Origin of the sequence: Mesorhizobium sp. AR10 (assembly GCF_024746795.1) — a bacterium.
In the GTDB taxonomy this organism is placed as follows: Bacteria; Pseudomonadota; Alphaproteobacteria; order Rhizobiales; family Rhizobiaceae; genus Mesorhizobium.
The window spans coordinates 4,980,570-5,005,763 of the sequence record NZ_CP080524.1; the positions used below are offsets into that span (position 1 = coordinate 4,980,570).

26 protein-coding genes are annotated in these 25,194 nt (G+C 63.4%); 15 read left to right on the forward strand and 11 right to left on the reverse strand.

Features of this window, described 5'->3' with window-relative positions; all coding sequences use genetic code 11:
- The first annotated feature begins 144 nt into the window (after window positions 1-144).
- Both LHFGNBLO_RS27850 and LHFGNBLO_RS27855 read left to right on the forward strand, forming a co-directional pair.
- Window positions 145-951, forward strand: a complete 807-nt coding sequence (locus LHFGNBLO_RS27850; RefSeq protein ID WP_258602486.1) for a class I SAM-dependent methyltransferase — start codon at window positions 145-147, stop codon at window positions 949-951.
- A gap of 133 nt (window positions 952-1,084) precedes the next feature.
- Complete coding sequence (locus LHFGNBLO_RS27855) at window positions 1,085-1,390, forward strand: hypothetical protein (RefSeq protein WP_258602487.1); 306 nt, start codon at window positions 1,085-1,087, stop codon at window positions 1,388-1,390.
- A 9-nt stretch (window positions 1,391-1,399) separates the two neighbouring features.
- Here the strand turns inward: LHFGNBLO_RS27855 and LHFGNBLO_RS27860 are convergent, their stop codons facing one another.
- The 4 genes from LHFGNBLO_RS27860 to LHFGNBLO_RS27875 all read right to left on the reverse strand — a co-directional run bounded on the left by LHFGNBLO_RS27860 (window position 1,400) and on the right by LHFGNBLO_RS27875 (window position 6,407).
- Entirely contained in the window at window positions 1,400-2,254 is an 855-nt protein-coding gene (locus LHFGNBLO_RS27860; protein ID WP_258602488.1) for an aldo/keto reductase, read from the reverse strand.
- Between the two features lie 199 nt (window positions 2,255-2,453).
- On the reverse strand, window positions 2,454-3,938 hold the full coding sequence (locus tag LHFGNBLO_RS27865) for a winged helix-turn-helix domain-containing tetratricopeptide repeat protein (RefSeq protein WP_258602489.1): 1,485 nt from the start codon (window positions 3,936-3,938) through the stop codon (window positions 2,454-2,456).
- A gap of 581 nt (window positions 3,939-4,519) precedes the next feature.
- A complete protein-coding gene (locus tag LHFGNBLO_RS27870; protein ID WP_258602490.1) occupies window positions 4,520-5,152 on the reverse strand; it encodes a DUF5074 domain-containing protein in 633 nt (210 codons plus the stop codon).
- Between the two features lie 34 nt (window positions 5,153-5,186).
- On the reverse strand, window positions 5,187-6,407 hold the full coding sequence (locus LHFGNBLO_RS27875) for a helix-turn-helix domain-containing protein (RefSeq protein WP_258602491.1): 1,221 nt from the start codon (window positions 6,405-6,407) through the stop codon (window positions 5,187-5,189).
- 323 nt (window positions 6,408-6,730) lie between these two features.
- Between LHFGNBLO_RS27875 and LHFGNBLO_RS27880 the strand changes: the two genes are divergently transcribed.
- From LHFGNBLO_RS27880 to LHFGNBLO_RS27895, 4 genes are all read left to right on the forward strand, one after another.
- The gene (locus LHFGNBLO_RS27880; protein ID WP_258602492.1) at window positions 6,731-7,480 is read left to right on the forward strand and encodes a DUF899 domain-containing protein; all 750 of its coding nucleotides are present in this window, start codon (window positions 6,731-6,733) and stop codon (window positions 7,478-7,480) included.
- A gap of 86 nt (window positions 7,481-7,566) precedes the next feature.
- On the forward strand, window positions 7,567-7,893 hold the full coding sequence (locus LHFGNBLO_RS27885; RefSeq protein ID WP_258602493.1) for a hypothetical protein: 327 nt from the start codon (window positions 7,567-7,569) through the stop codon (window positions 7,891-7,893).
- Window positions 7,894-7,999: 106 nt separating this feature from the next.
- Window positions 8,000-8,557 (forward strand): OsmC family protein, encoded by a 558-nt coding sequence (locus LHFGNBLO_RS27890; protein ID WP_258602494.1) that lies wholly within the window; start codon window positions 8,000-8,002, stop codon window positions 8,555-8,557.
- Window positions 8,558-8,616: 59 nt separating this feature from the next.
- A complete protein-coding gene (locus LHFGNBLO_RS27895) occupies window positions 8,617-9,846 on the forward strand; it encodes an NAD(P)-binding domain-containing protein (protein WP_258602495.1) in 1,230 nt (409 codons plus the stop codon).
- Window positions 9,847-9,889: 43 nt separating this feature from the next.
- Here the strand turns inward: LHFGNBLO_RS27895 and LHFGNBLO_RS27900 are convergent, their stop codons facing one another.
- The 4 genes from LHFGNBLO_RS27900 to LHFGNBLO_RS27915 form a co-directional block, all read right to left on the reverse strand.
- Window positions 9,890-10,768 carry an ankyrin repeat domain-containing protein gene (locus tag LHFGNBLO_RS27900; protein ID WP_258602496.1) on the reverse strand — a complete coding sequence of 293 codons (879 nt, stop codon included), beginning with the start codon at window positions 10,766-10,768 and terminating at the stop codon, window positions 9,890-9,892.
- Window positions 10,769-11,044: 276 nt separating this feature from the next.
- Window positions 11,045-11,494 (reverse strand): CoA-binding protein, encoded by a 450-nt coding sequence (locus LHFGNBLO_RS27905; RefSeq protein ID WP_258609930.1) that lies wholly within the window; start codon window positions 11,492-11,494, stop codon window positions 11,045-11,047.
- Between the two features lie 5 nt (window positions 11,495-11,499).
- Window positions 11,500-11,871 carry a 2Fe-2S iron-sulfur cluster-binding protein gene (locus tag LHFGNBLO_RS27910; RefSeq protein WP_258602497.1) on the reverse strand — a complete coding sequence of 124 codons (372 nt, stop codon included), beginning with the start codon at window positions 11,869-11,871 and terminating at the stop codon, window positions 11,500-11,502.
- Window positions 11,868-13,223 carry a selenium-binding family protein gene (locus LHFGNBLO_RS27915; RefSeq protein WP_258602498.1) on the reverse strand — a complete coding sequence of 452 codons (1,356 nt, stop codon included), beginning with the start codon at window positions 13,221-13,223 and terminating at the stop codon, window positions 11,868-11,870. The genes LHFGNBLO_RS27910 and LHFGNBLO_RS27915 overlap by 4 nt, the downstream gene beginning before the upstream one ends.
- A 278-nt stretch (window positions 13,224-13,501) precedes the next feature.
- Here LHFGNBLO_RS27915 and LHFGNBLO_RS27920 point away from each other — a divergent pair, with 278 nt between their 5' ends.
- The 4 genes from LHFGNBLO_RS27920 (at window position 13,502) to LHFGNBLO_RS27935 (ending at window position 16,811) form a co-directional block, all read left to right on the forward strand.
- Window positions 13,502-14,134 (forward strand): DUF1326 domain-containing protein, encoded by a 633-nt coding sequence (locus tag LHFGNBLO_RS27920; protein ID WP_258602499.1) that lies wholly within the window; start codon window positions 13,502-13,504, stop codon window positions 14,132-14,134.
- Between the two features lie 7 nt (window positions 14,135-14,141).
- A complete protein-coding gene (locus LHFGNBLO_RS27925; protein WP_258602500.1) occupies window positions 14,142-15,029 on the forward strand; it encodes a DUF2182 domain-containing protein in 888 nt (295 codons plus the stop codon).
- A gap of 247 nt (window positions 15,030-15,276) precedes the next feature.
- Window positions 15,277-15,549: a hypothetical protein gene (locus LHFGNBLO_RS27930; protein WP_258602501.1), complete on the forward strand. Its 273-nt coding sequence runs from the start codon at window positions 15,277-15,279 to the stop codon at window positions 15,547-15,549.
- Between the two features lie 254 nt (window positions 15,550-15,803).
- Window positions 15,804-16,811, forward strand: a complete 1,008-nt coding sequence (locus LHFGNBLO_RS27935) for a hypothetical protein (protein ID WP_258602502.1) — start codon at window positions 15,804-15,806, stop codon at window positions 16,809-16,811.
- Between the two features lie 77 nt (window positions 16,812-16,888).
- On the opposite strand, the gene LHFGNBLO_RS27940 is transcribed toward LHFGNBLO_RS27935, so the two are convergent.
- The gene (locus LHFGNBLO_RS27940; RefSeq protein ID WP_258602503.1) at window positions 16,889-17,533 is read right to left on the reverse strand and encodes a TetR/AcrR family transcriptional regulator; all 645 of its coding nucleotides are present in this window, start codon (window positions 17,531-17,533) and stop codon (window positions 16,889-16,891) included.
- A gap of 391 nt (window positions 17,534-17,924) precedes the next feature.
- Here LHFGNBLO_RS27940 and LHFGNBLO_RS27945 point away from each other — a divergent pair, with 391 nt between their 5' ends.
- The 4 genes from LHFGNBLO_RS27945 (at window position 17,925) to LHFGNBLO_RS27960 (ending at window position 22,388) form a co-directional block, all read left to right on the forward strand.
- Window positions 17,925-18,404 (forward strand): (2Fe-2S)-binding protein, encoded by a 480-nt coding sequence (locus tag LHFGNBLO_RS27945; RefSeq protein WP_258602504.1) that lies wholly within the window; start codon window positions 17,925-17,927, stop codon window positions 18,402-18,404.
- On the forward strand, window positions 18,401-19,384 hold the full coding sequence (locus LHFGNBLO_RS27950) for an FAD binding domain-containing protein (protein WP_258602505.1): 984 nt from the start codon (window positions 18,401-18,403) through the stop codon (window positions 19,382-19,384). Before LHFGNBLO_RS27945 ends, LHFGNBLO_RS27950 begins: the two co-directional genes overlap by 4 nt.
- Complete coding sequence (locus tag LHFGNBLO_RS27955; RefSeq protein WP_258602506.1) at window positions 19,381-21,675, forward strand: xanthine dehydrogenase family protein molybdopterin-binding subunit; 2,295 nt, start codon at window positions 19,381-19,383, stop codon at window positions 21,673-21,675. The genes LHFGNBLO_RS27950 and LHFGNBLO_RS27955 overlap by 4 nt, the downstream gene beginning before the upstream one ends.
- Before the next feature lie 233 nt (window positions 21,676-21,908).
- Window positions 21,909-22,388 (forward strand): hypothetical protein, encoded by a 480-nt coding sequence (locus tag LHFGNBLO_RS27960; protein WP_258602507.1) that lies wholly within the window; start codon window positions 21,909-21,911, stop codon window positions 22,386-22,388.
- A gap of 33 nt (window positions 22,389-22,421) precedes the next feature.
- Here the strand turns inward: LHFGNBLO_RS27960 and LHFGNBLO_RS27965 are convergent, their stop codons facing one another.
- Both LHFGNBLO_RS27965 and LHFGNBLO_RS27970 read right to left on the reverse strand, forming a co-directional pair.
- Window positions 22,422-22,880 carry a GNAT family N-acetyltransferase gene (locus LHFGNBLO_RS27965; protein ID WP_258602508.1) on the reverse strand — a complete coding sequence of 153 codons (459 nt, stop codon included), beginning with the start codon at window positions 22,878-22,880 and terminating at the stop codon, window positions 22,422-22,424.
- Between the two features lie 114 nt (window positions 22,881-22,994).
- Window positions 22,995-24,704: a BTAD domain-containing putative transcriptional regulator gene (locus LHFGNBLO_RS27970; RefSeq protein WP_258602509.1), complete on the reverse strand. Its 1,710-nt coding sequence runs from the start codon at window positions 24,702-24,704 to the stop codon at window positions 22,995-22,997.
- A gap of 167 nt (window positions 24,705-24,871) precedes the next feature.
- Between LHFGNBLO_RS27970 and LHFGNBLO_RS27975 the strand changes: the two genes are divergently transcribed.
- Window positions 24,872-25,153, forward strand: a complete 282-nt coding sequence (locus LHFGNBLO_RS27975; protein WP_258602510.1) for a DUF4242 domain-containing protein — start codon at window positions 24,872-24,874, stop codon at window positions 25,151-25,153.
- Window positions 25,154-25,194: the final 41 nt, after the last annotated feature.

A 25,194-nucleotide genomic window follows, 5' to 3' on the forward strand; every position in this document is an offset into this window, starting at 1 on the left:
GTCACGTGTGATAAAGTGATCGGGCCTTGCATCCTCCTTCATCGGCTTGTGGCCGCTGCGGTTCAGGCAGTGCCCGTTGCCGGGGGCGCTTTTGGAGAGTGCATCTGAAGGACGGCCCTTGGTGCACGGAGCAAGGAGATTGCGATGGCTCAGGCAACGCGTCACGACGCCTGGCAGGCCGGAGACAGCTACGACCTGTATATGGGGCGCTGGAGCCGCCAGATCGCTCCGCTTTTCCTGGATTGGCTCGATCCGCCCGAGGGGCTGGATTGGCTGGAGGTGGGTTGCGGGACCGGGGCGCTTTCCGCGGCCATCCTGGCGCGTTGCAACCCCGACAGCCTGGTGTCCATCGACCCATCGGAAGGTTTTCTCGCCAAGGCGCGTGACAACGTGCCGGATAGGCGTGTCGAGTTTCTCCAGGGTGATGCGCAGGCGCTGTCTGTCGAATCGGACAGCAAGGACATGGTCGTGTCGGCGCTCGTTCTCAACTTCATCCCCGACAAGGAGAAGGCGCTGGCGGAGATGGGGCGGGTGGCCCGCGGCGGGGCGACGGTTGGATTCTATGTATGGGACTATCCCGGCGGCGGCGTGGAGTTCATGCGGGCCTTCTGGACGGCCGCCACGGCCCTCGACCCCGGTGCTATCGACCTTACCGAGGACAGGCGCTTTCCGTTCTGCACACCAGACGGACTGACCAACCTTGCGAAGAAGGCCGGCCTGGTTTCCATCGACTGCACAAAAATCGAAATGCCGGCTGTGTTCAGGGACTTTGAAGACTACTGGCACCCCTTCACCCTGGGCGCAGGGCCTGCGCCCGGCTACTGCATGAGTCTCCAACCGCAAGCGCGCCAGAGGTTGATGGAGAAACTCAGGGATAGCCTGCCGCGCGGCGAGGCCGGGTCAATTCCCCTGAAGACGAGAGCCTGGGCAGTCAGGGCCAAGGTTGGCTGATGACCGCCGGCCATGTCGCGCCGGACCGGCAGGTCGCGAACGATATGGCTGTCACATGCAAAGTTCGGGTTGACCGGCCTTGGGCGCAAAGCGACTATCCACCTGAAATAGCCGAGTTGCAGGAGGAAATGCGATGGACGAGCCTGAACGCTGGCGGCACATGTCGAGTGCACCAAGGGATGGCAGCAGGATCCTGGTCACGATTCGGCCGACCGAACAGGGGCCGGCGGAAGTCGACCTCGCCTATTGGGCCCGGGCCGATCAGTTCGGTAGCGAAGGCTGGCGCGCTTCCGACTCTTCTCCGGGACACGTCATTGGATACGCCGAACCGGAACTGAAGTGCTGGATGCCGCTGCCATCGGCCAATCTGAGCAAGGGTTCCATGCCTAGCCCCTGGGAGGGCGAGGACGTCCCCCTGCTGGACGGCTCCGGGATTTGAGGCGCCCTGTCAGAACAGGAACGCAGCCGTGGCGGGATTGGCCCCGGTGCGGCCATCGCGTGAATCCAGCCCTCGAATAAGCTCAAGGTCTGCCGCGTCCAGTTCGAAATCGAAGACATCGAAATTGGCGGCGATCCGGTCCTGGTGGACCGACTTTGGAATGACGATCAGCCCTTCCTGAAGGTGCCATCTGATGATCGTCTGCGCCACGGACTTGCGATGTTTTGCGGCGATGCCGGCAAGGGCCGGGTCGCTCAACAGCCGGCCGCTGCCCAGCGGGCTCCAGCTTTCGATGCGGATGTTGTGCTTGCTGTGGAATTCCCTGATGCCGCGCTGTTGGAACCGGGGATGGAGCTCGATCTGGTTGACCACGGGGGTCACGCCGGTCTCGCCAATGATCCGTTCCAGATGGTCCTGGTTGAAATTCGAAACGCCGATCGACTTGATGCGGCCGTCTTGCCTGAGTTCGACCAGCGTCTGCCAGGCCTCGACGTATTTGCCCTGGCTGGGCACTGGCCAGTGGATCAGAAACAGGTCGATCTGTTTTATCCCGAGCTTGCTCATCGTTTCGTCGAAAGCCTTGAGCGCGGCGTCACGCTGATGGGCGCCGTTGCGTAGTTTCGAGGTGATGAACAACTCGCCGCGCGGCACGCCAGCCGTGCGGATGGCTTGCCCGACCCCTTCCTCATTGCCGTAGCCTTCGGCAGTGTCGATCAGACGATAGCCGGCCTGGATCCCCCAATTCACAACCTTGGCCGTAATGGCCGGATCGACTTGCCACACGCCAAGGCCGAGCGGGGGAATGGCGGAGCCGTCGTTCAATGCGATCTGTTCAGGCTTGGTCAGGGTCATCTGTTCAGTCATAGTCAGGTCCTTCTGCATCGTTGCGCCCAGCGCACGCTCTATCTAGGTGCTGCGTCCGCGAAGGCCAGTCGATAGGCGGACAAAAATGCTGAAGGTCCGTCGTGAAGCACGATGTAACTGTCCAGCGGATGCGCCCTTCCCCATGGCGCTTACCGGCAGGTCAGCCGCCCGGCATATGCAGGAGCGAAGCGGACCCGGCCTATTCACGATTTTTGAGGACGGCCTCGACGGCGATTCCGGCCTCATACGCTGCCAGTGCCTTGGCGACGCCTGCAACGAGATGTTCAACATCACCAGCATGTTCGAAGGCGATCCCGGTCTGCGCGAACTCCAATGGCGAATAGCCAGGCGCTATCCGCTTGACCTCTGCCATAAGGCGCTGGGCTTCCTTCAAATCGCCGAGTTGCGCGTGGCACCCCGCCAGCCTTGTCAGTCGCCAGGGGGTCTTCGAAGGGAGTTTGGACATGCTGACAAGCGCGGCCTTGTAATCTCCAGCAGAGTATAGCGCGATGGCGCGATCAAGGTGGTACCAATCAGGATGGATCGGGTTGATCCGTATCGCACTGTCAAGCGCCGCGAGTGCTTCAAGAGGCCTGCCTCTCATCGTGAGCAAGTATCCCATTTGCGCGATCGTATCGGCGTCATATGGATTGAGGTCGAGCGCGCGTTGAAGGTGATGTTCAGCCGCTTCGAACCGGCGGGCTGAGAGGAAAGCCTGGGCGAGAACGCGATGGCAGCGTGGCTCTTCCGGCGCCAAGGTCACCGCACACTCCGCGCGGTCGATCACTGAACCAAGCAACGCCGGGGATGCCTCGGCATAGCCACCGATAATGAGATCGGCGAGCGCGATGTAGGAATGCGCCAAGGCATAGGTCGGATCCTTTTCGACCGCAGCCTGGAAAAGACCGCGCGCAGCCTCGTTGTCATCATCACCATAGCCGCGCAGCCGGGCCAGTCCGCGCAGGAGAAGCTCGTATGCGGCCAGGCTGCCGGGAGGCTTTGGGGTAGCCTGCTTGATACCTGCGTCGTCGATCCGAGCGACCAGCCGGTTCACCACACGGCGGGCGATTTCTTCCTGCACGTCGAAGATCTGGCCGCCGGACGCCGAAAAGGTATCGCTCCACAGGACTCCACCCGTCGAGGTGGCAATGAGACTGACGGTGACCCGCATGCCGTCTGCGCGAGTGGTCGCCCTGCCGCGGACCAGATAGGTGGCGCCAAGGCTTTCGCCAACGGCGCGCCAATCGGAAGCGGAATCCGAGACAAAGGCAAATCCGGAATTGCGCGCCAGCACGACGACCGTTCCGAAGCGAGCCAACGCATTGACGATGTCCTCGGCGAAACCGTCGATCAAAGGGGTGTCTTCCGGCGCACCTTCATTGCTGAAACGCAGGACCGCAACGCTCGGCTGTCCAACGTGCTCTTGCTTTGGCACCTCGGGAAGGGAGAGGACGTAGCCGCGTTTGGCGACCGTGCGGACAATGGTTTGGCTTTCGTCCTGCAGCGCCTTTCGCAACTCCCTGACCGCCTGCGTCAGTGAGTCCTCGGTCACGAAGACATCAGGCCACACCGCTGACATCAGTTCCGATTTGGTCGCGACACGTCCAACATTCCTGCTGAGGTAGGTCAACAGATCAAACGCTTTGGAGCGCAGAGCAACAGGTTTCCCCTCGCGCAGAAGCAACCCGCGCGCAAGATCAAGCTCGCAACTGCCAAGTGCCAGTACGTGCTCCGGGTTTTCTTGCGACATTGAATGCCGATCTGATCAGCTTGACTAGACGCTGCCTGATTGGGGTCCCAATCCGCTCAGACGTCAAGAGATCAGAGGAATTTGATCTGCCTTCACCTTGGCTGGAAGCCATCCGCCTCTCCATGGCGACGATCTCGAGCATTTCGAACATTGTTCCAGGCATGGGCGCGCAAGGGGACGCAGCCATGACGCTGGACGCATACTCCAGGAGTTCCTGCCGGGCGGCTTGGCGCGTGTTCTCGTACAGTGACATGTTCGACCTCCTCCGGTTCGTCCTTGAGAACAATGAAGCCAAGGAGCGGGCGCGTACCGGAAGATTTCTGAAATTCTGCTGAAACTCTCCCGTCGGGCCGCCGCACTGACCGCTTTCAAGATCTCGGTTGGGTGGAGGCGATATCGCGTCTGGGGGCAACGACCAGCCGACGGCGGACGAATTTGCCGGGCGCGACCTGCGATCGCGATCTCAGCGTAAGGATTTCGGACGGCCTCGCCGTCCCTGGATCGAGGCGGCGGCCTTACCGGGGCCGCCGCACCGCCCGCACCACCCCGGCGGATACGCTGCCGCAGAAGAGGCGGTCGCCGCCATCGGATTCCAGCCCCGAGACGCCCATGCCGGCCGGCATATCGAGCTTCTCCAGAACTTTCCCGGTTTGCGGGTCGACGCGGCGCAGGTCGCTCTCATCGCCTTCCCAGGTGGCGTGCCACAGCTCGCCGTCAACCCAGGTCACCCCGGTGACGAAGCGGTTGGATTCGATGGTGCGCAGGATTGCCCCGGTCTCGGGGTCGATCTGGTGGATCTTGCGCTCGCTGTACTGCCCCACCCAGAGCGTCCCTTCGGCCCAGGTCAGCCCTGAGTCGCGGCCGCCGCCGGGCGCCGGAATGGTGGCCAGAACCTGACCGGTATCCGGGTCGATCTTCTGGATGCGATCTCCGGCGAGCTGGAAGAAATGCCGGCCGTCATAGGCCGTGCCGGCGTGCGCGGCGACATCGATCGAGCGCAGTGTCTGCCCGCTTTCCGGATCAAAGGCGTTCAGCTTCTCGCCCGAGGCAAACCAGACATTGTTGCCGTCAAAGCTCACCCCATGCACCCTCTCCACACCCGGAAAGGGCCCGTATTCGCGCAGGACTTCGGCCGCTGAATGTTTCATGACTGATCCTCAAACCGTGTTGGTCGTGCCTTTTCTAGCCATTCGGCAGCGGTGCGGGGAGTAACAAGGTGGTCGTGAATCCCGCCACCGGCGGCGTCATCCAGCGGCGCGCCCGGCCGTGCCCGAACGACTGCACCTTGCCGGCCTCGCAAAGCTGCTCCAGCGCCCGTTGCACGCTGCGCTGGCCGGTGCCAAGCGCCAGCGCCAACGCCGAGCTCGCCCAGGATTCACCATCGGCAAGGAAGGCCAGCACCGCCGCGTGCCGCTCCTCGATCGGCCGCGCCAGCACCACCACCTCGAGCGCCTGGCGCGGCGCCAGCGCGAAGCCTCGCGGCGTCGCGCCGATGTCGGCCAGCGCCCGCAGTTCGGCGCGCAGCCGGCCGATCTCGACCCGCAATCGCGCCCGATGCGATTCATCGGCGTGCTTGCCGCCAAACGCCTGCGCGATAAGCGTAGCCCGCGACACATCGGCCGGCCACGCTTCGGCCAGTGTGCGTGCCAGTGCAAACAGCACCGGGCGCGTCGCCAGCGAAACCATGGTTTCCTGTTGGCGCACGATATAGCGCAAGGCGTCGACGACCAACGCCGGCGACGCATGCAGCGCTTCAACCTCCTCGAGCCGCAGCGGGCGCTGCTGGCCACGCGCAATCAGCCGCGCCGCCGGCGTGTCCAGCGCCAGGAATGCGTTGTCGACCTCGGCCATGAGGCCCGGAATGCCGGCCCGGCGGGCGGCGTGGCGTGCCCACTCCAACGCCGTGCGCGCTGCTCTCGTCTTGAGGCGCCGCATCGCGATGCCGGCCACGGCCAGTTCGTGGGCGGCTCTCGAGGCTGGCGGAAGCGGCGCCGGGTCGAGCCCGGCCAGCACGTCTTCAGCCTCGTCGAGGCGACCGATCAGCAGCAGGCGCCGCACCTTGAGGTGCCCGGCATGCGCAGCGTTCAGCCGGTCGCCATGCTTGTCCAGCGTAGCCCGCGCTGCATCCAGCGCCTTGGCGGGCCAGCCAAGGTCACGCGAAACCAGCGCGATCTCGGCCTCGGCGACGACGCATCTGGCGCGCGCCACCGCCTCTTTCGGGCCGAAGGCACGCGCGGCCCGCCGCAGCAACGCCTTGGCGCGGTCGAGGTCGCCGAGCTGTGCCATCGCAATGCCGCGCAGCGCCAGCGCCGGCGCATCGTCGCGCAGGGCGACGCGGTCCAGCGCGCCGAGCGGATCGCCCGCCGCCAGCGCCAGCCCTGCCGCGGTGATCATCGAGTCCATTCAAATCCCGTCACACCTGTAACTCCCACCGGCGCGCCTCGCCGCCCTAACTTAAGTCTGCACCGTCAACCAGCAAGCCGTGCCGGCACCCAATGGCACGCAACGGAGAAGAAGATGGCCAGTTCAGCAGATCTGCCCCTTGACGCAACCATCGACACGGCCAAGCACGCGGGGCGCCACCCCTGCTGCGGCGGGCCGGACGATTCAAATCCCGTCACACTTGTAACTCCCACCGCTGCGCCTCAGCGCCCTACCCTACCTCACGACCAGCAAGCAGCAACGCGTCGCAACAGTGCGACCGCAAACTGAAAAGGAGACGACCAATGACCAAGCACACCGCAATGAAGACCCCACCAGTGGTTTCGCAGCAGGCGTGGGAGGCCGCGCGCGAAGAGTTGCTGGTGAAGGAGAAAGCGACGCTGCGCGCCAAGGACGCATTGGCCGCCGAGCGTAGGCGCATGCCGTGGATGGAAGTGGACAAGATCTATATGTTCGAAGGACCGAATGGCAAGGCGAGCCTGCTCGATTTGTTCGAAGGCCGCCGTCAGTTGATCGTCTACCGCGCCTTCTTCGAACCGGGGGTCCATGGCTGGCCCGATCACGCCTGCCGCGGCTGTTCGCTCGGGGCCGACCAGGTCGGTCATCTCGCCCATCTCAACGCCCGGAACACCACGCTTGCCTACGCCTCGCGCGCACCGCAGGCCGACATCGCGCGGCTGAAGAAGCGGATGAACTGGACGATGCCCTGGTACACCATCACCGACAGCTTCGACGCCGACTTCGGCGTTGACGAGTGGCACGGCCATAACGTGTTCATCCGCGACGGAGAGCGCGTGTTTCGCACCTACTTCATCAACAGCCGCGGCGACGAGGCGATGGGCACCGTCTGGAGCTACCTCGACGCGACGCCGCTCGGCCGCCAGGAGGTCTGGGAGGACTCGCCCGAAGGCTATCCGCAGACCCCGCTCTACAGCTGGTGGAACTGGCACGACAACTACGACGCCGCGCCCGACCAGAAATGGGCCGAAGTATCGGCTGCCGGGGAGGCGGCGTTCCGCGACAAGGACCAGTAAGGAGTTGGCGGGTCGCGTCGTGGGACCGCCCGGTGGGTACTTCCACATGAGACGGCCCTCAGTCTAATCATCAAGGGAAAAGGACCATGAGCGATACCCATACAGGCGCCAGCCAGACGATCCCTGAAAACACCGATGCGGCCACCCTTGGCGTCGCCGATTGGCTGTGCCTTGCCGCGGCGCCGACCTTCGCTCTGATGGCGCTGTTGACCTGCATTCAGGGTGGCGATGCGGCCATGCTGTGCATGGGCGCCAATGCCTCGCCGCTGACCGGTATGGCGGCGATGTATCTCTTGATGAGCGCCTTCCATCTGGCGCCCTGGCTGAGGGTGATTTCCGGCCGGCAGGTCCCGCAACAATGGAGCACACCTCGGCACACGACGGAAGACCATGCCGCTGCGGAAACAACTTGAAGAAACGCTTCGCTGCCCATAGCATGCCCTCCCCTGGCGAAATCTGATCAGGAGGTCGGTGGGATCGGTCGGGTTTCTAAGCCAGTGCAAAGTAGGGAGGATAAATATGGCTTCCGAAGTACAGGCAAACAATGGCGTTAACGTCGAGGCGCTGCTCGGCGCACGCGAAGCGCTTACCAACGCCCCTGAGGCCGCGCAGTTCAAGTGGCGCGCGGCCTGCGAATGGAAGGATGGCACCCACAGCCACTCGACGGTCGAGAGCTTTTACGGTCTCGGCCAGGACCAGCATCGCAAGACCACCTTCACATTCGACGCCGACCATCCGGAGGTCTTCGCTTCCCTGGATCAGGGCGCCACGCCTGTCGAATACGTGCTGGTCGGGCTGGCGAGTTGCCTGACCGCCGGCATCGCCGCGGTTGCCCAGAACCGGAACATCCAGTTGAAGTCGGTGAAGGCGACCATCGAAGGCGACATGGATATTGCGGGCATACTCGGCATCGACAGCGACGTTCGCAACGGCTTCAGCGGCATCACGGTGAAGTACAACATCGACGCCGACGCCAAGCAGGAGGACATCGAGGCTCTCGTCGCTCAGTCGCAAAAGCGGTCGGCGGTCTATGACATTGTCACCAATCCGACGAACGTCACGGTCGTGGTGAATTGAAAGGCGCTTCGAACCGTAGACTCTCCTGATGAGAGGGCGCGATTAGTTCCGTCAGCACAGTGATCGTCGGCGCAGGGCACGCGGGGCTCGCGATGAGCCGCTGCCTCGCGGAGCGCTCTATCGACCATGTGCTGCTGGAGCGCGGCGAGATCGCCCATACCTGGCGCACCGAGCGATGGGATTCGCTGCGGCTGCTCACCCCGAACTGGCAGAGCCGGCTGCCGGGCTTCCGCTATGAGGGCGACGACCCCGACGGCTACCGGACGATGCCTGAGGTGATCGACTTCCTCGGGAACTATGCCAAGGCGATCTCGGCTCCGGTCAAAACACACACGACCGTTACCTCGGTTCGCAGCGACGGGGCGGGATATCTCGTGCGCACGGACCGCGGCGAGTGGCGGTGCCGGACGGTGGTGCTGGCGTCGGGCGCGTGCAACGTCGCGCGCCTGCCCGATTTCGCCGTCCGCGTGCCGCCGTCGGTCGCCATGCTGACGGCGCAGTCCTATCGCAATCCGGGTCAGGTCGCCGACGGTGGCGTGCTGGTTGCAGGCGCGTCGGCCAGCGGCACGCAGATCGCACAGGAGCTGCAGCGTTCGGGACGTCAGGTGACCCTGTCGGTGGGCGAGCACATAAGGGCGCCCCGCGTCTATCGCGGCAAGGACCTGGAATGGTGGATGGACGCCGCCGGCGTGCTCGACGAGCGCTACGACGAGGTAGACGACATCAGGCGGGCGCGAAGGGTTCCTTCGCTGCAGCTTGCCGGCACACCCGACCGCACGACCCTCGACCTCAATGCGCTGGTCGACATCGGCGTCAGGCTCGTCGGCCGCCTGGCCGGCATCACCGAAGATGGCAAGGCCCAGTTTGCGGGGTCGTTGCGCAACATGTGCGCGCTTTCCGATCTCAAGATGGCCCGGCTGCTCGACCTCATCGATGAATGGGCGCGCGCCAACGGCCTGGACGCGACGGTCGAGCCGCCGGATCGCCTGCCGCCGACCCGTGTCGAGGACAGCCCGCCGCTCGGCCTCGACCTTGCCGGAGGCGCGATCAGGACGATCATCTGGGCCACTGGCTACCGGCCGAACTACTCCTGGCTGGAACTGCCGGTCCTCGACCGCAAGGGCTACGTCCGCCACGACGGCGGTGTTGCGGAACATCCGGGCATGTACCTGATGGGGATGCAGTTTCTGCGCCGCCGCAAATCTTCACTGATCGACGGCGCCGGCGACGACGCGCGTGATCTCAGCGACCATCTGGCATCGTACCTCAGGCAAAATTCGACCGGCTAGCCGACGCAGGCCCGTAGCTGCAGTTGCACAAGATACCATCGATTCAGGGCAGCGGGATCGGCTTGTCGCTGAGTGTGCGCAAGTAGGCGATCAGGTTGACCCGTTCGGTCTCGTCCGAAACACCGGGAGTCTCCATCTTGACGCCCGGCGTGGTGAGCATGGGCCCGAAGAGAAACCTGTTCAGGTCCTCATACGTCCACACGCCTTCCCAGCTCAGCAAGGTGTCGGAGTAGCGCATATCTGCCATGGATGCCTTGTCGCGGCCGACGACGCTCCACAAGTTCGGTCCTATTTTGTTCCCTCCCTGTGGCTCGGCGCTGTGGCAATTGGTACACCGGCCGGTGAAGTAGGTTCGGCCTTTCTCGACATCGGCAGAAGCCAACTTCATCGAGATTGGGGCTGGTGTTGGCAAGACGACGCCGTGCGACATGAGATAGTCGGCAACTTCGCGTTGCCCCCTGCTTTTTGCCAGATGGAGCGGTGTCTTGCCGTCCATTGTCTTCGCATTCACGTCTGCGCCGGCCTCGACCAGTGCCTTCACGCAGTCGAAACAATCGAGAGTGACGGCGACATGAAGGGCGAATTCGCCACCACGGTTGGAATTTGGATCCGCGTCCCGCTCCAGCAACAGCTTTAACAGATCGATCTTGCCTGGCCCCACAGCTATGATCAGCGGAGGACCCCCAGTCGTCTGGGCGTTGACGTCCGCACCACGTTCTATGAGCAGTTTTGCCGCTTCGATGTGCCCCATCCAGACCGCAAAGTAGAGCGGCGTTGCGGTTCCATCATTCTCATCTATGCCGGCGCCTGCATCGAGCGCCGCCGTGATCGCCGCGACATCGCCCGCCATGGCGGCATCGTGAATGTCGGCGGCATGCGAAACAAATGGAATGTGTACAAGCACCAACAGGATGAAAAGCAAGAACCCGCGCATTAGCATCTCCCAAGGCAGGCCTGAGGATCGGCACGATTTCAAAACGGCAAAGTCTACCTCAAAATCCCTGGTCGTGACAGCGCCATCGATGGTTCAATGAATGGTGGCGGCCCTTGAAAGAATGAACGTTTTCAGGAAGACCGGCCATGTTCTTACTGGCCGTCTGGCAGCGGGCCGTAAGGTCTCATCCGGGTCATGAGCGCATGTTGCGTCAGACGTCCGCCTTGAGTACGAAAACAACGCCGAATTCCGTGACCCTTGCAGTCATATTCCCAAGTGCAACTTCGGCTTCCAGAAGGGGCGGAACAATTCGATCTTGGGACAGCGGTTCATCACCACTTTCAAGCCCGCTTCCTCCGCCAACCGGGCGGCAGCATCATCGCGCACGCCAATCTGACTCCACAGAACCTTGGCGCCAATGGCGATGGCCTCGTGTGCAACTTCCAACAGATCTTCGGAGCGGCGAAAAACCTCAACCATATCCACAGGCCGGTCGATGGCCGCCAGTGAAGCGTACACCTTGAGCCCTCGAATTTCATCCAGACCGGGAGTGGGGTTGACCGGGATCATGTCATAGCCGGTTTCGTGCAGCACCCTGAGAACACCATAGGAAAACTTGGTCTTGTCGGGACTGGCCCCCACCATCGCGATGGTTTTGACCGACTTCAGAATGTCTTGCAGATAAGCCTCCGAATAGGGCTCATCATGATTCATATGGGTCATTTCTTTGCTTCCAACGGGGTCGCAATGTCGGCTTTCAATTCATGTGCGGCCAAGGGATCAAGGAAAGGGTTGCGATAGAGCTTGTCGTGGCTTTCAACGCCGACCTCCAGCGTGCAGTCGCTCATAGGGCGGGCAACGCAGAGGATTATGTAGCCATTGTTGATCTGGCGGTTGTTCAGCGCCCGCTGCGCCTTTTGATTGACTTTGCCGCTGAGCATCTTGGCCGCACAGGTAATGCAGCCGCCATACTTGCACCCGTAGGGCAGGTCCACGCCCTGCTCGCGCAAGCTCTGCAAGAGAGGCTTGCGGTGATCGACGTCAAAGGCCGCACCGCCTTGGTTGGCGAGAGTGATGGTGAAGCTGGTCATACCCAGATGTCACTCGTGCAATCACCGCCGGGATAACGGGTTTCGTGGCAGCGGCTTGGTCCATTTGGCTCCTTGCCAAAATCGACGACAAACAGCGGATCAATTTCCATGCCGCCGTTTTCCGTATCGCAATTGACCATCAGCATGCATCCGCCATTGGTGCGGATTTCCGGATAGAACTGATTGTCCCAGGTCGAGAAGAGTGAGGTCGTCACATAAAGGCGCTTGCCGTCGAGGCTGAGCTGTATCATCTGCGGCCCGCCAGTCACTTTCACGCCATTGACCTCAGGCGCACGGCCGAGAAGGCCACCCATCCACACTTGTCCGGTGAGCCTGGCGTTGTGAGGGTCCGAGATGTCGTACTGGCGGATATCGCCATGCAACCAGTTGCAGAGATAGAGGTATCTATCGTCCATGCTGAGCAGAATGACCGAGATCACGCCGGGTATCGGGATCGGCCATTCGGGATGCGGCTCATTGCCGACATCGACTACTTTTTCCCATTGCCAATCACCCGCCGCATCCTTCCACCAATGGATGATGTTTGCAGAAAGGGCCGCGCCAACAAAGCCGTGACTGCTGTCGGGATTGTGATGGAATCGCACTTCCAGCGGGAGCAGGCCATCTTCACCGAGATAGAATGTTTGCTTTGGCTCCTTCTTTTCGAAATCCCAGAAATGGATCTCCCGGCCATACTTCAGATGGCCAACCTCTTCGAGGTCAAAGCCAGGCATGAAGGTATTGGGCGCGGCCCATTCCGAGCTGACCATTACGTTGTGTCGCGGCTGGTACCAGAAATCATAACCAAACTTGATACTGCCCATGGAGTTTTCCCAACGGCCGACAATCTCGAACTCCTTATCGAGTTGCAAATAGCCGCCGGGGGCATTGCCTTGAGCGTCGCCAAGCATGGAAACGATGATGTCCGAGCCGAGGCAATGCACTGTGTGCGGCGCCGACAGATTGGTCCTGGTTTTGATTTCAGCGCCGTCTATGACCTTGAACAGTGCCGGATTGCGGGGATCGGTACCGCAATCGACAATATGCAGGTTGGTCGAGCGCACACCGGGCACAATCAGATATTTCCGCTCCATGCTCGCATCGCCATGGCACGACGAACAGGCATTCCAGCCCATGTGATGAAGCTCGTCGCCAATACCGGGCATTTGCAAACGTGAAATGACCTGGCTGTAGGTCGAACTCTCAGGGTCGACATCAATGGTGCACAAATAGTCCGGCTTCTGAATGCCGGTGCCGGTGTAGATGGCAATCGTATAGAGCAGCTTTTCGCGAGGTGCCCTCATCGCCTCGGCTGGAGACGCATAGCCCGGTCCACAGCAATGATTGGTCATGGGTACGTCCCCAATTTGAACAGATCGCTGGCCAGCCCCAACGGGGGCAAGCTGGAATGTTAGTCCATGCTTGGCATTGGCGCTACGGCCGGGTGGGGTGCTACAACTCGGCGACAGAACGCCACGGGACCGTCCAACGCGAGCACCAATCGGTGCCAGCAGCTTTCAACTTGCGCGCGCCAACGCCGTGGCCTGCCACCGCTTCGCGCGGCAGGGTGGCGGCGCGGCGGGCGCGGGTGTAAGATAAAGCTAATATTTTAGAGATCAGGGAGGTTGCTATGACGTCTTGGGAGATCAAGGGACGAGAACTGGTCAATTGCACTTGCGAATACGGTTGCAACTGTCAATTCAATGCGCTGCCCGACAAGGGCCATTGCCATGCGGTCGCTGGCATCCAGATCGATGAAGGTCATCATGGCGAAACCGGTCTCGATGGCCTGCGGATCGCTGCGATCTTCAAATGGCCCGGCCCGATCCACGAAGGCAATGGCGAAGCCATCGCTTTCGTCGACGAGAACGCAACCGACCGGCAGCGCGATGCGCTGCTGCGCATCATGACGGGCCAGGACACCGACCCGTTCGCGACGATGTTCGCCGTCTACGCCTCAACCGTGACGAAAATGAATGAGCCGGTCTTTACGAAGATCGATCTCGATCTTGATATCGACGGCCGCAGGGGCCGCCTCTTCGTCAAGGACTATATCGACACGGTCGGCGAACCGATCCGCAACAAGGTGACGGGCGAGGACTCGCGCGCGCAGATCCTGCTGCCGAACGGCTTCGAATATACGCTCGCCGAGATCGGCAGTGCTTCGAGCAAGACCAGCGGGCCGGTTCTTGTGAACACGAAGGACAGCTACGGCCAGTTCGCGCGGCTGCATCTCAACAATCATGGAGTGGTGCGGGCCTGACGCACGCATGACCGGCGCGTCAGCGCTCGAACGCCTGCTCAAACGCGACCGCGTCATCACGATTGCAGGGCTGGTTGCCATGTGCGTGCTGGCCTGGCTTTACATCGTCACCGGCGCAGGTCTCGGCATGAATGCGTGGGAGATGACGAGGCTCGCGCTGTTCCCCCACCAGCAGGCTGCGGCCCCCGACATGCCCGGCATGGACATGTCGGGCATGGACATGGGCGCGATTGACATGGGCGCGATGGACATGGCAACGGAGCCGCGGATCTGGGGGCCGGCAGTCTGGGCGCTGATGATCGCCATGTGGTGGATCATGATGGTCGCCATGATGTCGCCGAGCGCTGCGCCGACCGTCCTGCTCTATGCGCGCGTGCATCGCCATGCGCTCGCACAGGGTCAGATCCAGGACAAGCTCGCGCCCACCGGCATGTTTGTGGCAGGCTACCTCCTGGTCTGGCTGGGGTTCGCCGTCGCGGCTGCCGCGTTGCATTGGCTGCTCGAACGGGAAGCAATCGTCTCCACGACAACGATGAGTTCGCAAAGCCGCTGGCTTTCAGGCATCGTCCTGATCGCCGCGGGCCTGTATCAGCTCTCGCCGCTCAAGAACGCCTGCCTGTCGCATTGCCGGACGCCGACGGCGTTCCTTTCCCGCCACTGGCGTCCTCATGCTCTTGGCGCGCTGCGTCTGGGCGCATTGCACGGGGCCTTTTGTGTCGGATGCTGCTGGATGCTGATGGCTTTGTTGTTCGTGGGCGGCATAATGAACCTGGTATGGATCGCCGCGCTCGCCGTCCTGGTGCTGGCGGAAAAGGTGTTTCCAGCCGGCCAGTGGGTCGGCCGCGCGGCCGGCATCGCCCTGATCGCCTGGGGCAGCGCAACGCTTATGGTCTGACCAGGCCGGAAACGACGAGGCGGCAGTGCCCCTGCCCTCACCAGCTTGCATCGGCCGACAACAACCCAAGCCTTGCCGAAGACGTGGACCAGCATCGTGATGGTCACGGCCGCCTCCACTCCACGCCATCGATGTCCGCCAGCAGCTGATTGACAGTCCAATCGAGACGGCGCTCACTGGCTTGCGTAGGTGGAACGCAGTAAAAGGCGGGCGATATCGACCCGCGGCGTCACCTCGGGAGGATGCCATGCCAACAATTATTGGCCATCACAACATTACAAAGGACACCAAGCACTGGCTCAATTCACCGAAGCGCAAGGAGGTTTTCGGTGCACTCGGGATCACCAACATCCGCACATTCGTCGATCCGCAGAACCCGAAACGGGTGGCGATCATGATGGACGTTCCGGATATGGATGCCTGGGCCGCACAGATGCAGAGCCAGGCAGCCGCTGACGCGATGGCCTTCGATGGCGTGGTGCCGGAGTCGCTGGTGATCCTGGTGGAATCGAAGGGGTAGTCGCTCCGCCCGGTCTTCAGCGGTGCCAGCCGGCGCGAGCGGTCGCGCCGGTCACTGGTCACATGCGCTGAAGGTCCGGCTACGCCTCAGCACCATGTAACCCTCACCCACCCTTCGCGCCCTTGGCCGCGCCAAACCGCAATCGGTCCGTCACAACTTCGGGGCAACCCGTTCAAATTTTGCCAATCGGGTTAATTTCATCTCTACTGATCTGAGCCATGGTCGACCTCAGAATCGCAAGATGGAAGTGTGTGATGCGTAGTCTTTCTGTGGCGGCTCTTCTTATTTTGATGACTTTTAGTTCGTTCGTAGCCCGCGCAGACGAGAGTGCTCAGCGAGAAGCGATCCAAGAAGCCGTCGCGTCCGCATTCAACAATGGACGCTTTGGCGAGCTTGATGCGATGGCCAATCAATTTCGGGAGGGTGAACGTACCGAAAGTGGCCTCTGGAAACTGTCCATATTCTACGGTGGTTTCTGGCCGAAGTCGCTTGATCCAAACTACAATGGTGCGTCATTCGATCGGTTTGAAGCTCAGGCAATGGCGTGGATGGGGGCACAACCCAAATCCATAGCAGCGAAACTAGCCTATGCCCTCATACTCTCACACCATGCTTGGTTCCTGCGCGGAGGCGGTTACTATTACGAACTCACTGATGAACAGCGGGCCGGCTACACAAAATACCATATAAAGGCGCGTGATCATCTAGTCGCAACTAAAGATGAGGCTTCTGCAGACCCCAATTGGTACACGCAGATGGTTTACGTTGCGATGGAAGAGGCATGGCCCGATGATGCGTTTGATCGCTTGCTTGCCGAAGCCGTCGCCCGTGAACCATACTACTATCAGACCTATTTCGCTGCGATTGACCGTAATCTTCCAAAATGGGGCGGCAGCCCAGCAAAGATAAATGCGCTGATTGCGCGCGCGGCAGGTTACACTAGGGAACGTGACGGCGACTCGTTCATCGCGCGCGCCCTTTGGTTTGTCGCGGGCCGCGGCAAGGATATTGAGAGGTCGTTGAAGGCGAACTGGCCTGATGTCGATCGAGGTTTCCAGGACCTGGTCAGGCGATATCCGGAGCAGACGAATTTCAACGCGTATGCCAGGTTTGCCTGCCTTGCCAAGGATCGTACGGAGTTCCTGGCCGCCTATGGTCAGATCAAAGGGCAGCTCGTGCAAGAGGTCTGGGGCAACAGTGGTCAGGGCGTGGTCTGCGCTGTATGGGCGATGCATCCGGAGAGGAATATCGAAATTGAGTGATCCCTCACGAACGCCCCGAACTGGCCGCTGAGCGGACTTCGCGCGCTTTCGGCGGTTTCGCCCGCTTAGCGCAACCCTCACCCACCGCCCTTGGCCGCCCCAAACCGCAATCCGTCCATCAGCAGAGAGACCAGCCGGCGCGAGCGGTCGCGCCAGTCCTTGGTGTCGGGCGCCGAATAGATGCCGCCCAGCGCGTGCAGCACATCGGAGCTGTCGACGTCGCTGCGGATCGAGCCGTCGGCCACCGCCGCTTCGACCAGCCGCCGCAGGGCCAGCGTCACCCTGCCCGAAACGTCGGAGAACAAGGTTGAGTTGGTGGTGAACAGGATGCGCAGGCTCGTTGATAGCCCGCGCTTGGTGGCGATGTAGTCGACGAAGCGCTGCATCCATTGTTCGAGCGCGACGTCAGGCGGATGCTGGCCGGCGAGTTCGTCGGCGGCGTGGCACAGCGCCTCCACTTCGCGCCGGTAGACCACCTCGACCAGATGCTCGCGCGTCGGAAAATGCCGGTAGAGCGTGCCGATGCCGACGCCGGCCTGGCGCGCGATCTCCTCCAGCGAGGCATCGACGCCCTGCTCGGCAAAAGCCGCCGCCGCAACCTCGACCAGTCGGTCGCGGTTGCGCTGCGCGTCGGCGCGCAGCGGCTTTGGCGCTGCGGCTTCGGGCGCGCCTTGGGCGGTTGCTGTCTCCTGGTCGTCCAATTTTTTCTCCACTGTCGACATATGGGGGCTTGAACCCTGAGGGGTAAGCCCCCAATTAAATAAACGGAGGTGCCTCCGTTTTAGTGGAGCAGCCTTATCATATAATCAGGGGAGCCGGTATGTCACGTACAGAAGAACTGAAAGCTTTCCCTGCCCGCTGGAGAATGGCGAAAGCCGATGTGCGCATAATCTCCCCCCTTGAGGGGGAGATGTCGCCAAAGGCGACAGAGGGGGTCGGTTCGACGGGGCGCGACCTCCTGCAGCAGATGGGGGTTAGCGCTCCACGCGAGGCGACCCCCTCTGGCCGCTTCGCGGCCATCTCCCCCTCGAGGGGGGAGAATACACCCGCCCTTGCCCTCGCCTGCCTCAACACCATCCCCCCTCAGCGTCAAGCAACTGGAGCCAGACGCCCATGACAAGCCAGATCCCCATCCATCTCGATATCAACGGACACCGCCATGAATTGGAGGTCGAGCCGCGCGTCACGCTGCTCGACGCCTTGCGCGACCGTCTCGACCTGACCGGCACCAAGAAAGGCTGCGACCAGGGCCAATGCGGCGCCTGCACCGTGCATGTCGACGGCCAGCGCGTGCTGGCCTGCCTGACGTTGGCCGCCCAGGTTGACGGCCGCACCATCACCACCATCGAAGGGCTGGCCGAGGCGGATGGCACGCTGCATGCGGTGCAGGCCGCCTTCCTCGAACAGGACGCCTTCCAGTGCGGCTATTGCACGCCGGGCCAGATCATGTCGGCGGTGGCCTGCATCCGCGAGGGCCATGCCGGCTCGGATGACGAGATCCGCGAATACATGGCCGGCAATCTCTGCCGCTGCGGCGCCTACCCGCACATCGTCGCCGCCGTGCGCCAGGCAGCACTGGAGGTTGCATCATGAGGGATTTTTCGTACCTTCGCGCCGGTTCGGTCGATGCCGCACGCCAGGCGGCCGCCCTGCCCGGCGCCATGCTCTTGGCCGGCGGCACCACGCTCGTCGATCTCGCCAAATGCGGCGTCGCTGAGCCCGAGACGATCGTCGACATCACCCATCTCAGGGGGCTCGACGTGATCACTGTCGACGAGCGCAGCGCCACCATCGGCGCCCTGGCAAAGATGAGCAGCATTGCCGACCATGCCGACATCAAAAGCCGCTTTCCCGCCGTCTCGGAAGCGCTCTGGCAAGCCGCTTCGCCGCAGATCCGCAACATGGCGACCATCGGCGGCAATCTGATGCAGCGCACGCGCTGCCCGTATTTCCGCGACCCCGAAAACTTTCCCGCCTGCAACAAGCGTTCGCCCGGCAGCGGCTGCTCGGCGATCGGCGGCGTCACCCGCGGCCATGCCGTGCTCGGCACCAGCGAAGCCTGCATCGCCATGTATCCCGGCGATCTGGCCGTGGCCTTGGTCGCCTTCGGCGCAACAATCCATCTCGGCGACCGCCAGATGGCTGTCGACGACTTTTTCCTGCTGCCGGGCACCACGCCGGGACGGGAACACGCGATCCAGCCGGGCGAGGTGATCACTGCGGTCAGCATTCCGGCTTCGGCCGCTGCCGCGCGTTCGACTTATCTCAAAGTCCGCGACCGGCAATCCTATGAGTTCGCCGCCGCCAGTGCGGCCGTCGGCATCGAATTCGACGCCGACGGCCGCACGATCCGTGATCTGCGCGTGGCACTCGGTGGCGTCGCCACCAAGCCGTGGCGGGCGCGAGCGGTGGAAGACGCGTTGAAGGGCAAGGTGCTGGAGGCGAACACCGTCCGGCGCGCCAGCCTGCTCGCCGTCGAGGGCGCCGTCGACCATGGCGCCAACCACTACAAGATCGAGCTGGCGCCGCGCGTCGTCGCCCGCGCCATAATCAAAATGGGAGAAACGGCATGACCGTTCACATAACAAGACATGGCGACGCCTCGGACGGCGGCGCCGATGCCGTGGGTGGGCGGCTGTCGCGCGTCGACGGTCCGGCCAAGATCACCGGCGCGGCCAAATATGCGGTCGAGCAGCAGCTCGACGAGCTGGCCTATGCCGTGCTGGTCGAGAGCACGATCGCATCAGGCAAGGTGCGTTCGATCGACACGAAGGCTGCCGAGGCGGCACCCGGCGTGCTCAAGGTGTTGACGCCGGACACCATCGCGCCGCTGAAGACCGCATCGGACTGGTTCGGCACGCCGCCGCCCGATGTGCCCTATTGCCCGCTGGCGCGCGATATCACCTTCTCGGGCCAGCATGTCGCGGCCTTGGTGGCCGAGAGTTTCGAGCAGGCGGTGGCGGCGGCAGCGCTGGTCAAGGTCCTCTATGATGAGACGCCTTCCATCGTCGACCTCAGCGATGGCAAGGCCGGCGACGGCATCCCGATCGACGCCATGACCAAGGAATGGGGCGACGCGCAAGCCGCTTTCGCGGCCGCTCCCGTCAGGATCTGCGCCGCCTACAACACGCCGCGCGAATACCAGGCGCCGATGGAACCGCATGGGCTGATCGCGCGCTGGGAGGGCGACAAGCTCACTGTCTGGGAGCCGAGCCAGTGGCTCGACGGGATGGCGCGCACCTATGCCGAATGGTTCGGCGTACCGTTCGAAAATGTGCGGCTGGTCTCGCCCTATATTGGCGGCGGTTTCGGCTCCAAGGCGCTGGCGCTCGGCCACAGCGCGGTGGCGGCGGTTGCGGCAAAGATGCTGGGACGGCCGGTGAAGCTGGTCATGACGCGGCCGCAGACCTTCACCGGTTATGGCGGACGCGCGGCGACGCGCCAGACGGTGGCGCTCGGCGCCGGCCCCGAGGGACAGATCCAGTCGATCGTGCATCGCGGCGTCAACGAGACCTCGATGGACGGCATGTGGGTCGAGCCGCTGGGCTCGGTCACCTCGGTCATGTATGCGACGCCGAATTTCTCGTCGCGGCAGAATGTCGTGCGGGTGAATTCGGTGGTGCCGGGCGCCATGCGCGCGCCGGGCGAGAACCCCAGCGCCTTCGGCATCGAATGCGCCATCGACGAGCTCGCCCATGAGGTCGGCATCGATCCGCTGGCGATCCGGCTGAAGAACTATGCCGAACAGGATCCGCACGCGAAAAAGCCGTGGTCGACACGGCAGTTGCGCGAGGCCTTCGCCGCAGGTGCGGAAGCCTTCGGCTGGTCGCGGCGCAGCCCGGAGCCGCGCTCGATGCGCGACGGCAACCAGCTGATCGGCTGGGGCGTGGCCGCCGGCACCTACCCGGTGCGCCGGGCCTATGGCGAAGCGATGGTGCGCATCCTCGCCGACGGCTCGGTCGAGGTCGAAAGCTCCTCGATCGACATGGGCCAGGGCACCTACACGATCCTGGCGCAGACGGCGGCCGAGACGCTCGGCGTGGCGGCGGAGAACGTCGTGGTGAAGCTCGGCGACTCGCGCTTTGCCCGCGCCGGCGTCACCGGCGGCTCCAGGTTGGCCGGCGTCATGACCGGCGCGGTCTACAAGGCGGCGAGTGCTGCACTTGACCAGTTGGTGGGCTTGGCGATCTCCGATCCCCGCTCGCCCTTCCACGCGCTGCAGGCCAACACACTGGTCGTCGCCAGTGGCCGCATCTCATCGCCCCGCGGCGACGGACCGGAGGTTTCGATCGCCGAGCTGCTGGCCAGCGTCGGGCGCGACCATATCGAGGCCAAGGGCGACACCATGCCGGCCAATTCGACGGCTGAGGATCGCTACAAGAACTATACCACCATCGCCATGGCGCTGCCGCATACCGAGGGCGACTATTCCCGCCACAGCTGGTGCGCGCATTTCATTGAAGTGCGGGTCGACGAGGACTTCGGCACGGTGCGCGTGTCGCGCGTGGTGTCGGCGCTGGATTCGGGCCGGCTCTACAATCCCAAGCTCGCCGAAAGCCAGTGGAAGGGCGGCATCATCATGGGCATCGGCCAGGCGCTGCTGGAGGAAGGCATCGTCGACCGCCGCCATGGCCGCATCGTCAACAACAACCTCGCCGATTATCTGGTGCCGACCAATGCCGACATCCCCGACATCGAGGTGATCTCGGTCGGCATCCCCGACCTGCATTCCTCGGTGCTCGGCGGCAAGGGTGTCGGCGAGCTGGCCATCGTCGGCGTCGCGCCGGCGATCGCCAATGCGGTGTTCCACGCGACGGGCAAGAGGGTTCGGGATTTGCCGATCACGCTGGAGAAGCTGATCTAGGGCGCGCGACCTTATCTCCCCCCTTGAGGGGGAGATGTCGCCGAAGGCGACAGAGGGGGTCGCCGCGTGTAGAGCGCCAACCTTCTTCTGCCGCAGCAGGTCGAGCCCAGTCGGACCAACCCCCTCTGGCCTACCGGCCATCTCCCCCTCGAGGGGGGAGATTACGCGCTCGCCCGTTTCGCCAATCTCTGTATGATCTCCTCAGCGTGACAAGTTCTCGACGGGGGAAACTCATGAAAAGCAAACTGGCGATAGTCATCCTGGCGCTGGTGACCACCCAGCCGGCGTTTGCGGCGCCGTGCGGCTGGACCGCGAAGATGGAGGAAGACGAGGGCGGCAGTGTGCTGACGGCTTCGGTCTGCGGCGGGCCGAAAGCCGATGCGCACCTGATGCTGACCTGTTTCGGCAAGCCGACGCTGAGCTACGACCTCGGCCCCACCGGCCAGGAGCTGGAGCCTGGCATCAACGCTTCGTTCGTGTTCAAGGCCGGTGGCAAGGCCGTGACCAAGACGCTCCAACTCGAGGCGATGTACAATTACTTCACGGTGCAATTGGACAGCGCCGACCCGCTGCTGGCCTTGCTGCGCGCCAAGGGCGAGGTCACGGTCGCCGCGGACAAATATGGCGAAAACAGTTTTCCGCTCGCGGGTTCCAGCGCCGCCATCGGCAAGGTTCTGGCCGAATGCGGCAAGGTTTCCGACGACGGAAACTGAGCCCAGCGGAATGCTGGCTCATCAAGGCTCGACCTACAACGCCATCTTGTAGCCGAGATGGCTGGCGGTGAAGCCGAGGCGCTCGTAGAAAGCGTGCGCCTGCGCCCGGTCCTTGTCGGTGGTGAGTTGGACGACGCTGCAGCCGCGCGCGCGGCACTGTTCAATCGCCCATTCGATCATCAGCTGGCCGACGCCGCGAGACCGCCATGGCCGGGCGACGCGAACCGATTCGATCTGGCCGCGCCAGGCGCCCTTCCTGGAAATCCCCGGAAGGAAGGTGAGCTGCAGGGTTGCGACCACCTGCCCGGCTTCCACGGCCACGGCCAGCATCTGGTTGGGATCGGCGTCGATGGCCCGGAAGGCATCGAGATAGGAGGACGCGAGCGGCGTCGACGGGTCTTCGCGCGCCGCGCCGAGAGCGTCGTCGGCGAGCATGGCAACGATCGCCGATAGGTCGAGCGCTTGCGCGCGACGGAACTCGATTTCGCTCATCGAGAGGAGACATACGGCGGGGGTTTGGACGTGGCAAGAGGTGCTTGATTGGCAAGATCGCGGATGGGCGGTCGGGGACGGTTGGCATCGGGCAAACTACCGGGCAAGCCGCCCCTACCCCTGCCCACCAATAAACGCCGCCGCGCGCACGACATGCGCATCCCTGTGTGTGCGGGCGGCCAGCGCCAGCCATTCGCGGCCGATAGCGTCAGCGACTTCCGGGCGGCCCTGTTTGAGGCTGATCTCAGCCTGGCTGGCGAGAATCTCCACCTGCAGCGCGGCATAGACATCGGTATCGCGCGCGCAGCGTCGGCCGGCCTCGCCAAGCCACTCCATCGCTTGCGGCAGTGCACCCTCGGCGGCATAAGTCAGCGCCAGCACGCGCGCCACCGCCCCTTCCCAACACGGGTCGTTCATCTGGCAGCTCAGCGCGAAGGCCTCTTCTAGCCTGGGCCTGAGTTCCCGTGCGGGCGCCTGCTGGCGGGTGCGGGATTCGCTCAGCACCGCGACCGGCCACGGCCGGAACGAAATCCAGTGCTGCTCGTCGACCAGTGTCAGGCAATCGGCCAGCCAGCTGTCGGCTTCCTCCAGCCGGTCGGCCGCAAGCAGGCCCCAGCCGCCCAGGCCCAGCGACCAGATCTCACGGCGGCGATTGCCAGCCGAGCGGGCATGCTCCAGCGAGACGGCATAGTGGGCCATGCCGTCTTCGAGCCGGCCCCAGTCGACCAGGTTGAAGCCGATGACGCCATGGATGCCGGCCAACGCGTCGCTGTCCGCGGCCAATTCCTCCGCTTGCGCCAGATAGGCTGCGGCCGTCGGCCGGCGCCCGGCCAGCGCCTCGACATAACCGAGTTCCCGAAAGGCCGCCGACGCGATGCCGGCGCTGCCGGCCTTGCGTGCCAGCTCGGTGCTCTGGCTGAGCAGGATCGAGCCCTCATCGTCATAGCCCCTGACGGAATGCACCAGCGCGGTGCCGAGCTCGAAAGTGGCTTTGGCGCTGAGATGCGGGTTGTTGATTTTCTCGGCGTCGCGGACGGCGCGGCGCAAGCAGTCGATGCCGGCGTCGGCCGCGCCGGCGGCGAGCGCCGCAAGCCCGGACTGCACCAGCGACTTGACGAAGGCTTCCGGTGAAATGCCGCCAGGCTGCGAGGCTATGGTGCGCCGCGCCGCGCTGCGCAGGGCGGCCGAAGGCTTTTCGCCAAGCTCGGCCAGGAACACCGCCTCGGTTGCTTCGACCTGTTCGAGCGCTGCCGGGTAGCGCCCGGCCAGCGCCAGGCTCTTGACCAGAAGGATATGAGAGCCCTCATCATAGGGGCTGCGCCGCACCCCAAGCCCGGCCAGCCTGACGGCGCGTTCATAATCCTCGACCGCCATCGCGCGGATGGTTTCCTGCCTGATCCTGGCTTCGACAATGCCGGAAATGCGCTGGCGCTCGACCAGCAACCAGGTCGAGAATTCCGGGCTGCAGCGCGGCTCCAGCGTACCGAGCAGCGGGCCTGCAACCTCGACGTCGAGATCGTCTCGGTCGAGCCGCAGTACATCGACCTCGATATCGGGCGCAAAATTGCATTCGACCGGATCGCCGTTCAGGCATTCCGAAGCGTTGAGCGCCTTGCGCAATGAGGCCAGGCACCAGCGCAGCGACCCGAGTGGATCGATGGTTTCGGGAAACAGTTCCGACGCCAGGCCTCGGCGGTCGAGCGGGGCGCGCGACAGCACCACGCGGGCAAGCAGCGCCCAGGCCTGATGGCCGCGCACCGACTGGCTTTGTCCATCGGTATCGAAGATCGCAGGTTCGCCTAGAAGCCTGATTTTCCTGCCCATCAAGTTCCCACCATTCGACAGCAACCGCCCTGCCCGTCGCCCGTGTGACCAAACGTGTGACGGCCTTGTGCAGTTTTTTCGCGAGCCCGGCACGCGGGGTCCAACGGCGGCCGGTTCCAAGGTGGCGTCAACGTAACAAACGTCATCGTAACAATGGAGATCGACACATGCCAACATTCATCATCGAGCGCGAGATCCCGGGCGCAGACAAGCTCAGCCCGGCCGAGCTCAGGGATATTTCGGCGAAGTCCAACGAAGTCGTGGCCGGATTGGGCGAGCCCTATACCTGGGTGACGAGCTATGTCGCCGGCGACAAGATATACTGCGTCCACGAAGCCGACAGCGCCGACACCGTCGAGCGGCATGCCCGCGAGGGCGGCTTCCCCGCCAACAAGGTCACGAAGATCGCTGCGTTCATCGGACCGGAGACGGCGCAAGCCAGGGGCTGAGCCATCCCAGACTGAATCAGGCCCGGCGCGATCGCATTGAT

What these genes read in the sequence shown, in the direction of transcription:
- LHFGNBLO_RS27890 (WP_258602494.1), top strand. Translation starts at nt 8,000, where the DNA reads ATGGCTTCCGAAGTACAGGCAAACAATGGCGTTAACGTCGAGGCGCTG.
- LHFGNBLO_RS27965 (WP_258602508.1), bottom strand. Translation starts at nt 22,880, where the DNA reads ATGAGCGAAATCGAGTTCCGTCGCGCGCAAGCGCTCGACCTATCGGCG.
- LHFGNBLO_RS27880 (WP_258602492.1), top strand. Translation starts at nt 6,731, where the DNA reads ATGACCAAGCACACCGCAATGAAGACCCCACCAGTGGTTTCGCAGCAG.
- LHFGNBLO_RS27910 (WP_258602497.1), bottom strand. Translation starts at nt 11,871, where the DNA reads ATGACCAGCTTCACCATCACTCTCGCCAACCAAGGCGGTGCGGCCTTT.
- LHFGNBLO_RS27970 (WP_258602509.1), bottom strand. Translation starts at nt 24,704, where the DNA reads ATGGGCAGGAAAATCAGGCTTCTAGGCGAACCTGCGATCTTCGATACC.
- LHFGNBLO_RS27875 (WP_258602491.1), bottom strand. Translation starts at nt 6,407, where the DNA reads ATGGACTCGATGATCACCGCGGCAGGGCTGGCGCTGGCGGCGGGCGAT.
- LHFGNBLO_RS27860 (WP_258602488.1), bottom strand. Translation starts at nt 2,254, where the DNA reads ATGACTGAACAGATGACCCTGACCAAGCCTGAACAGATCGCATTGAAC.
- LHFGNBLO_RS27955 (WP_258602506.1), top strand. Translation starts at nt 19,381, where the DNA reads ATGACCGTTCACATAACAAGACATGGCGACGCCTCGGACGGCGGCGCC.
- LHFGNBLO_RS27950 (WP_258602505.1), top strand. Translation starts at nt 18,401, where the DNA reads ATGAGGGATTTTTCGTACCTTCGCGCCGGTTCGGTCGATGCCGCACGC.
- LHFGNBLO_RS27850 (WP_258602486.1), top strand. Translation starts at nt 145, where the DNA reads ATGGCTCAGGCAACGCGTCACGACGCCTGGCAGGCCGGAGACAGCTAC.
- LHFGNBLO_RS27905 (WP_258609930.1), bottom strand. Translation starts at nt 11,494, where the DNA reads ATGAATCATGATGAGCCCTATTCGGAGGCTTATCTGCAAGACATTCTG.
- LHFGNBLO_RS27945 (WP_258602504.1), top strand. Translation starts at nt 17,925, where the DNA reads ATGACAAGCCAGATCCCCATCCATCTCGATATCAACGGACACCGCCAT.
- LHFGNBLO_RS27925 (WP_258602500.1), top strand. Translation starts at nt 14,142, where the DNA reads ATGACCGGCGCGTCAGCGCTCGAACGCCTGCTCAAACGCGACCGCGTC.
- LHFGNBLO_RS27870 (WP_258602490.1), bottom strand. Translation starts at nt 5,152, where the DNA reads ATGAAACATTCAGCGGCCGAAGTCCTGCGCGAATACGGGCCCTTTCCG.
- LHFGNBLO_RS27915 (WP_258602498.1), bottom strand. Translation starts at nt 13,223, where the DNA reads ATGACCAATCATTGCTGTGGACCGGGCTATGCGTCTCCAGCCGAGGCG.
- LHFGNBLO_RS27920 (WP_258602499.1), top strand. Translation starts at nt 13,502, where the DNA reads ATGACGTCTTGGGAGATCAAGGGACGAGAACTGGTCAATTGCACTTGC.
- LHFGNBLO_RS27855 (WP_258602487.1), top strand. Translation starts at nt 1,085, where the DNA reads ATGGACGAGCCTGAACGCTGGCGGCACATGTCGAGTGCACCAAGGGAT.
- LHFGNBLO_RS27960 (WP_258602507.1), top strand. Translation starts at nt 21,909, where the DNA reads ATGAAAAGCAAACTGGCGATAGTCATCCTGGCGCTGGTGACCACCCAG.
- LHFGNBLO_RS27885 (WP_258602493.1), top strand. Translation starts at nt 7,567, where the DNA reads ATGAGCGATACCCATACAGGCGCCAGCCAGACGATCCCTGAAAACACC.
- LHFGNBLO_RS27930 (WP_258602501.1), top strand. Translation starts at nt 15,277, where the DNA reads ATGCCAACAATTATTGGCCATCACAACATTACAAAGGACACCAAGCAC.
- LHFGNBLO_RS27940 (WP_258602503.1), bottom strand. Translation starts at nt 17,533, where the DNA reads ATGTCGACAGTGGAGAAAAAATTGGACGACCAGGAGACAGCAACCGCC.
- LHFGNBLO_RS27975 (WP_258602510.1), top strand. Translation starts at nt 24,872, where the DNA reads ATGCCAACATTCATCATCGAGCGCGAGATCCCGGGCGCAGACAAGCTC.
- LHFGNBLO_RS27935 (WP_258602502.1), top strand. Translation starts at nt 15,804, where the DNA reads ATGCGTAGTCTTTCTGTGGCGGCTCTTCTTATTTTGATGACTTTTAGT.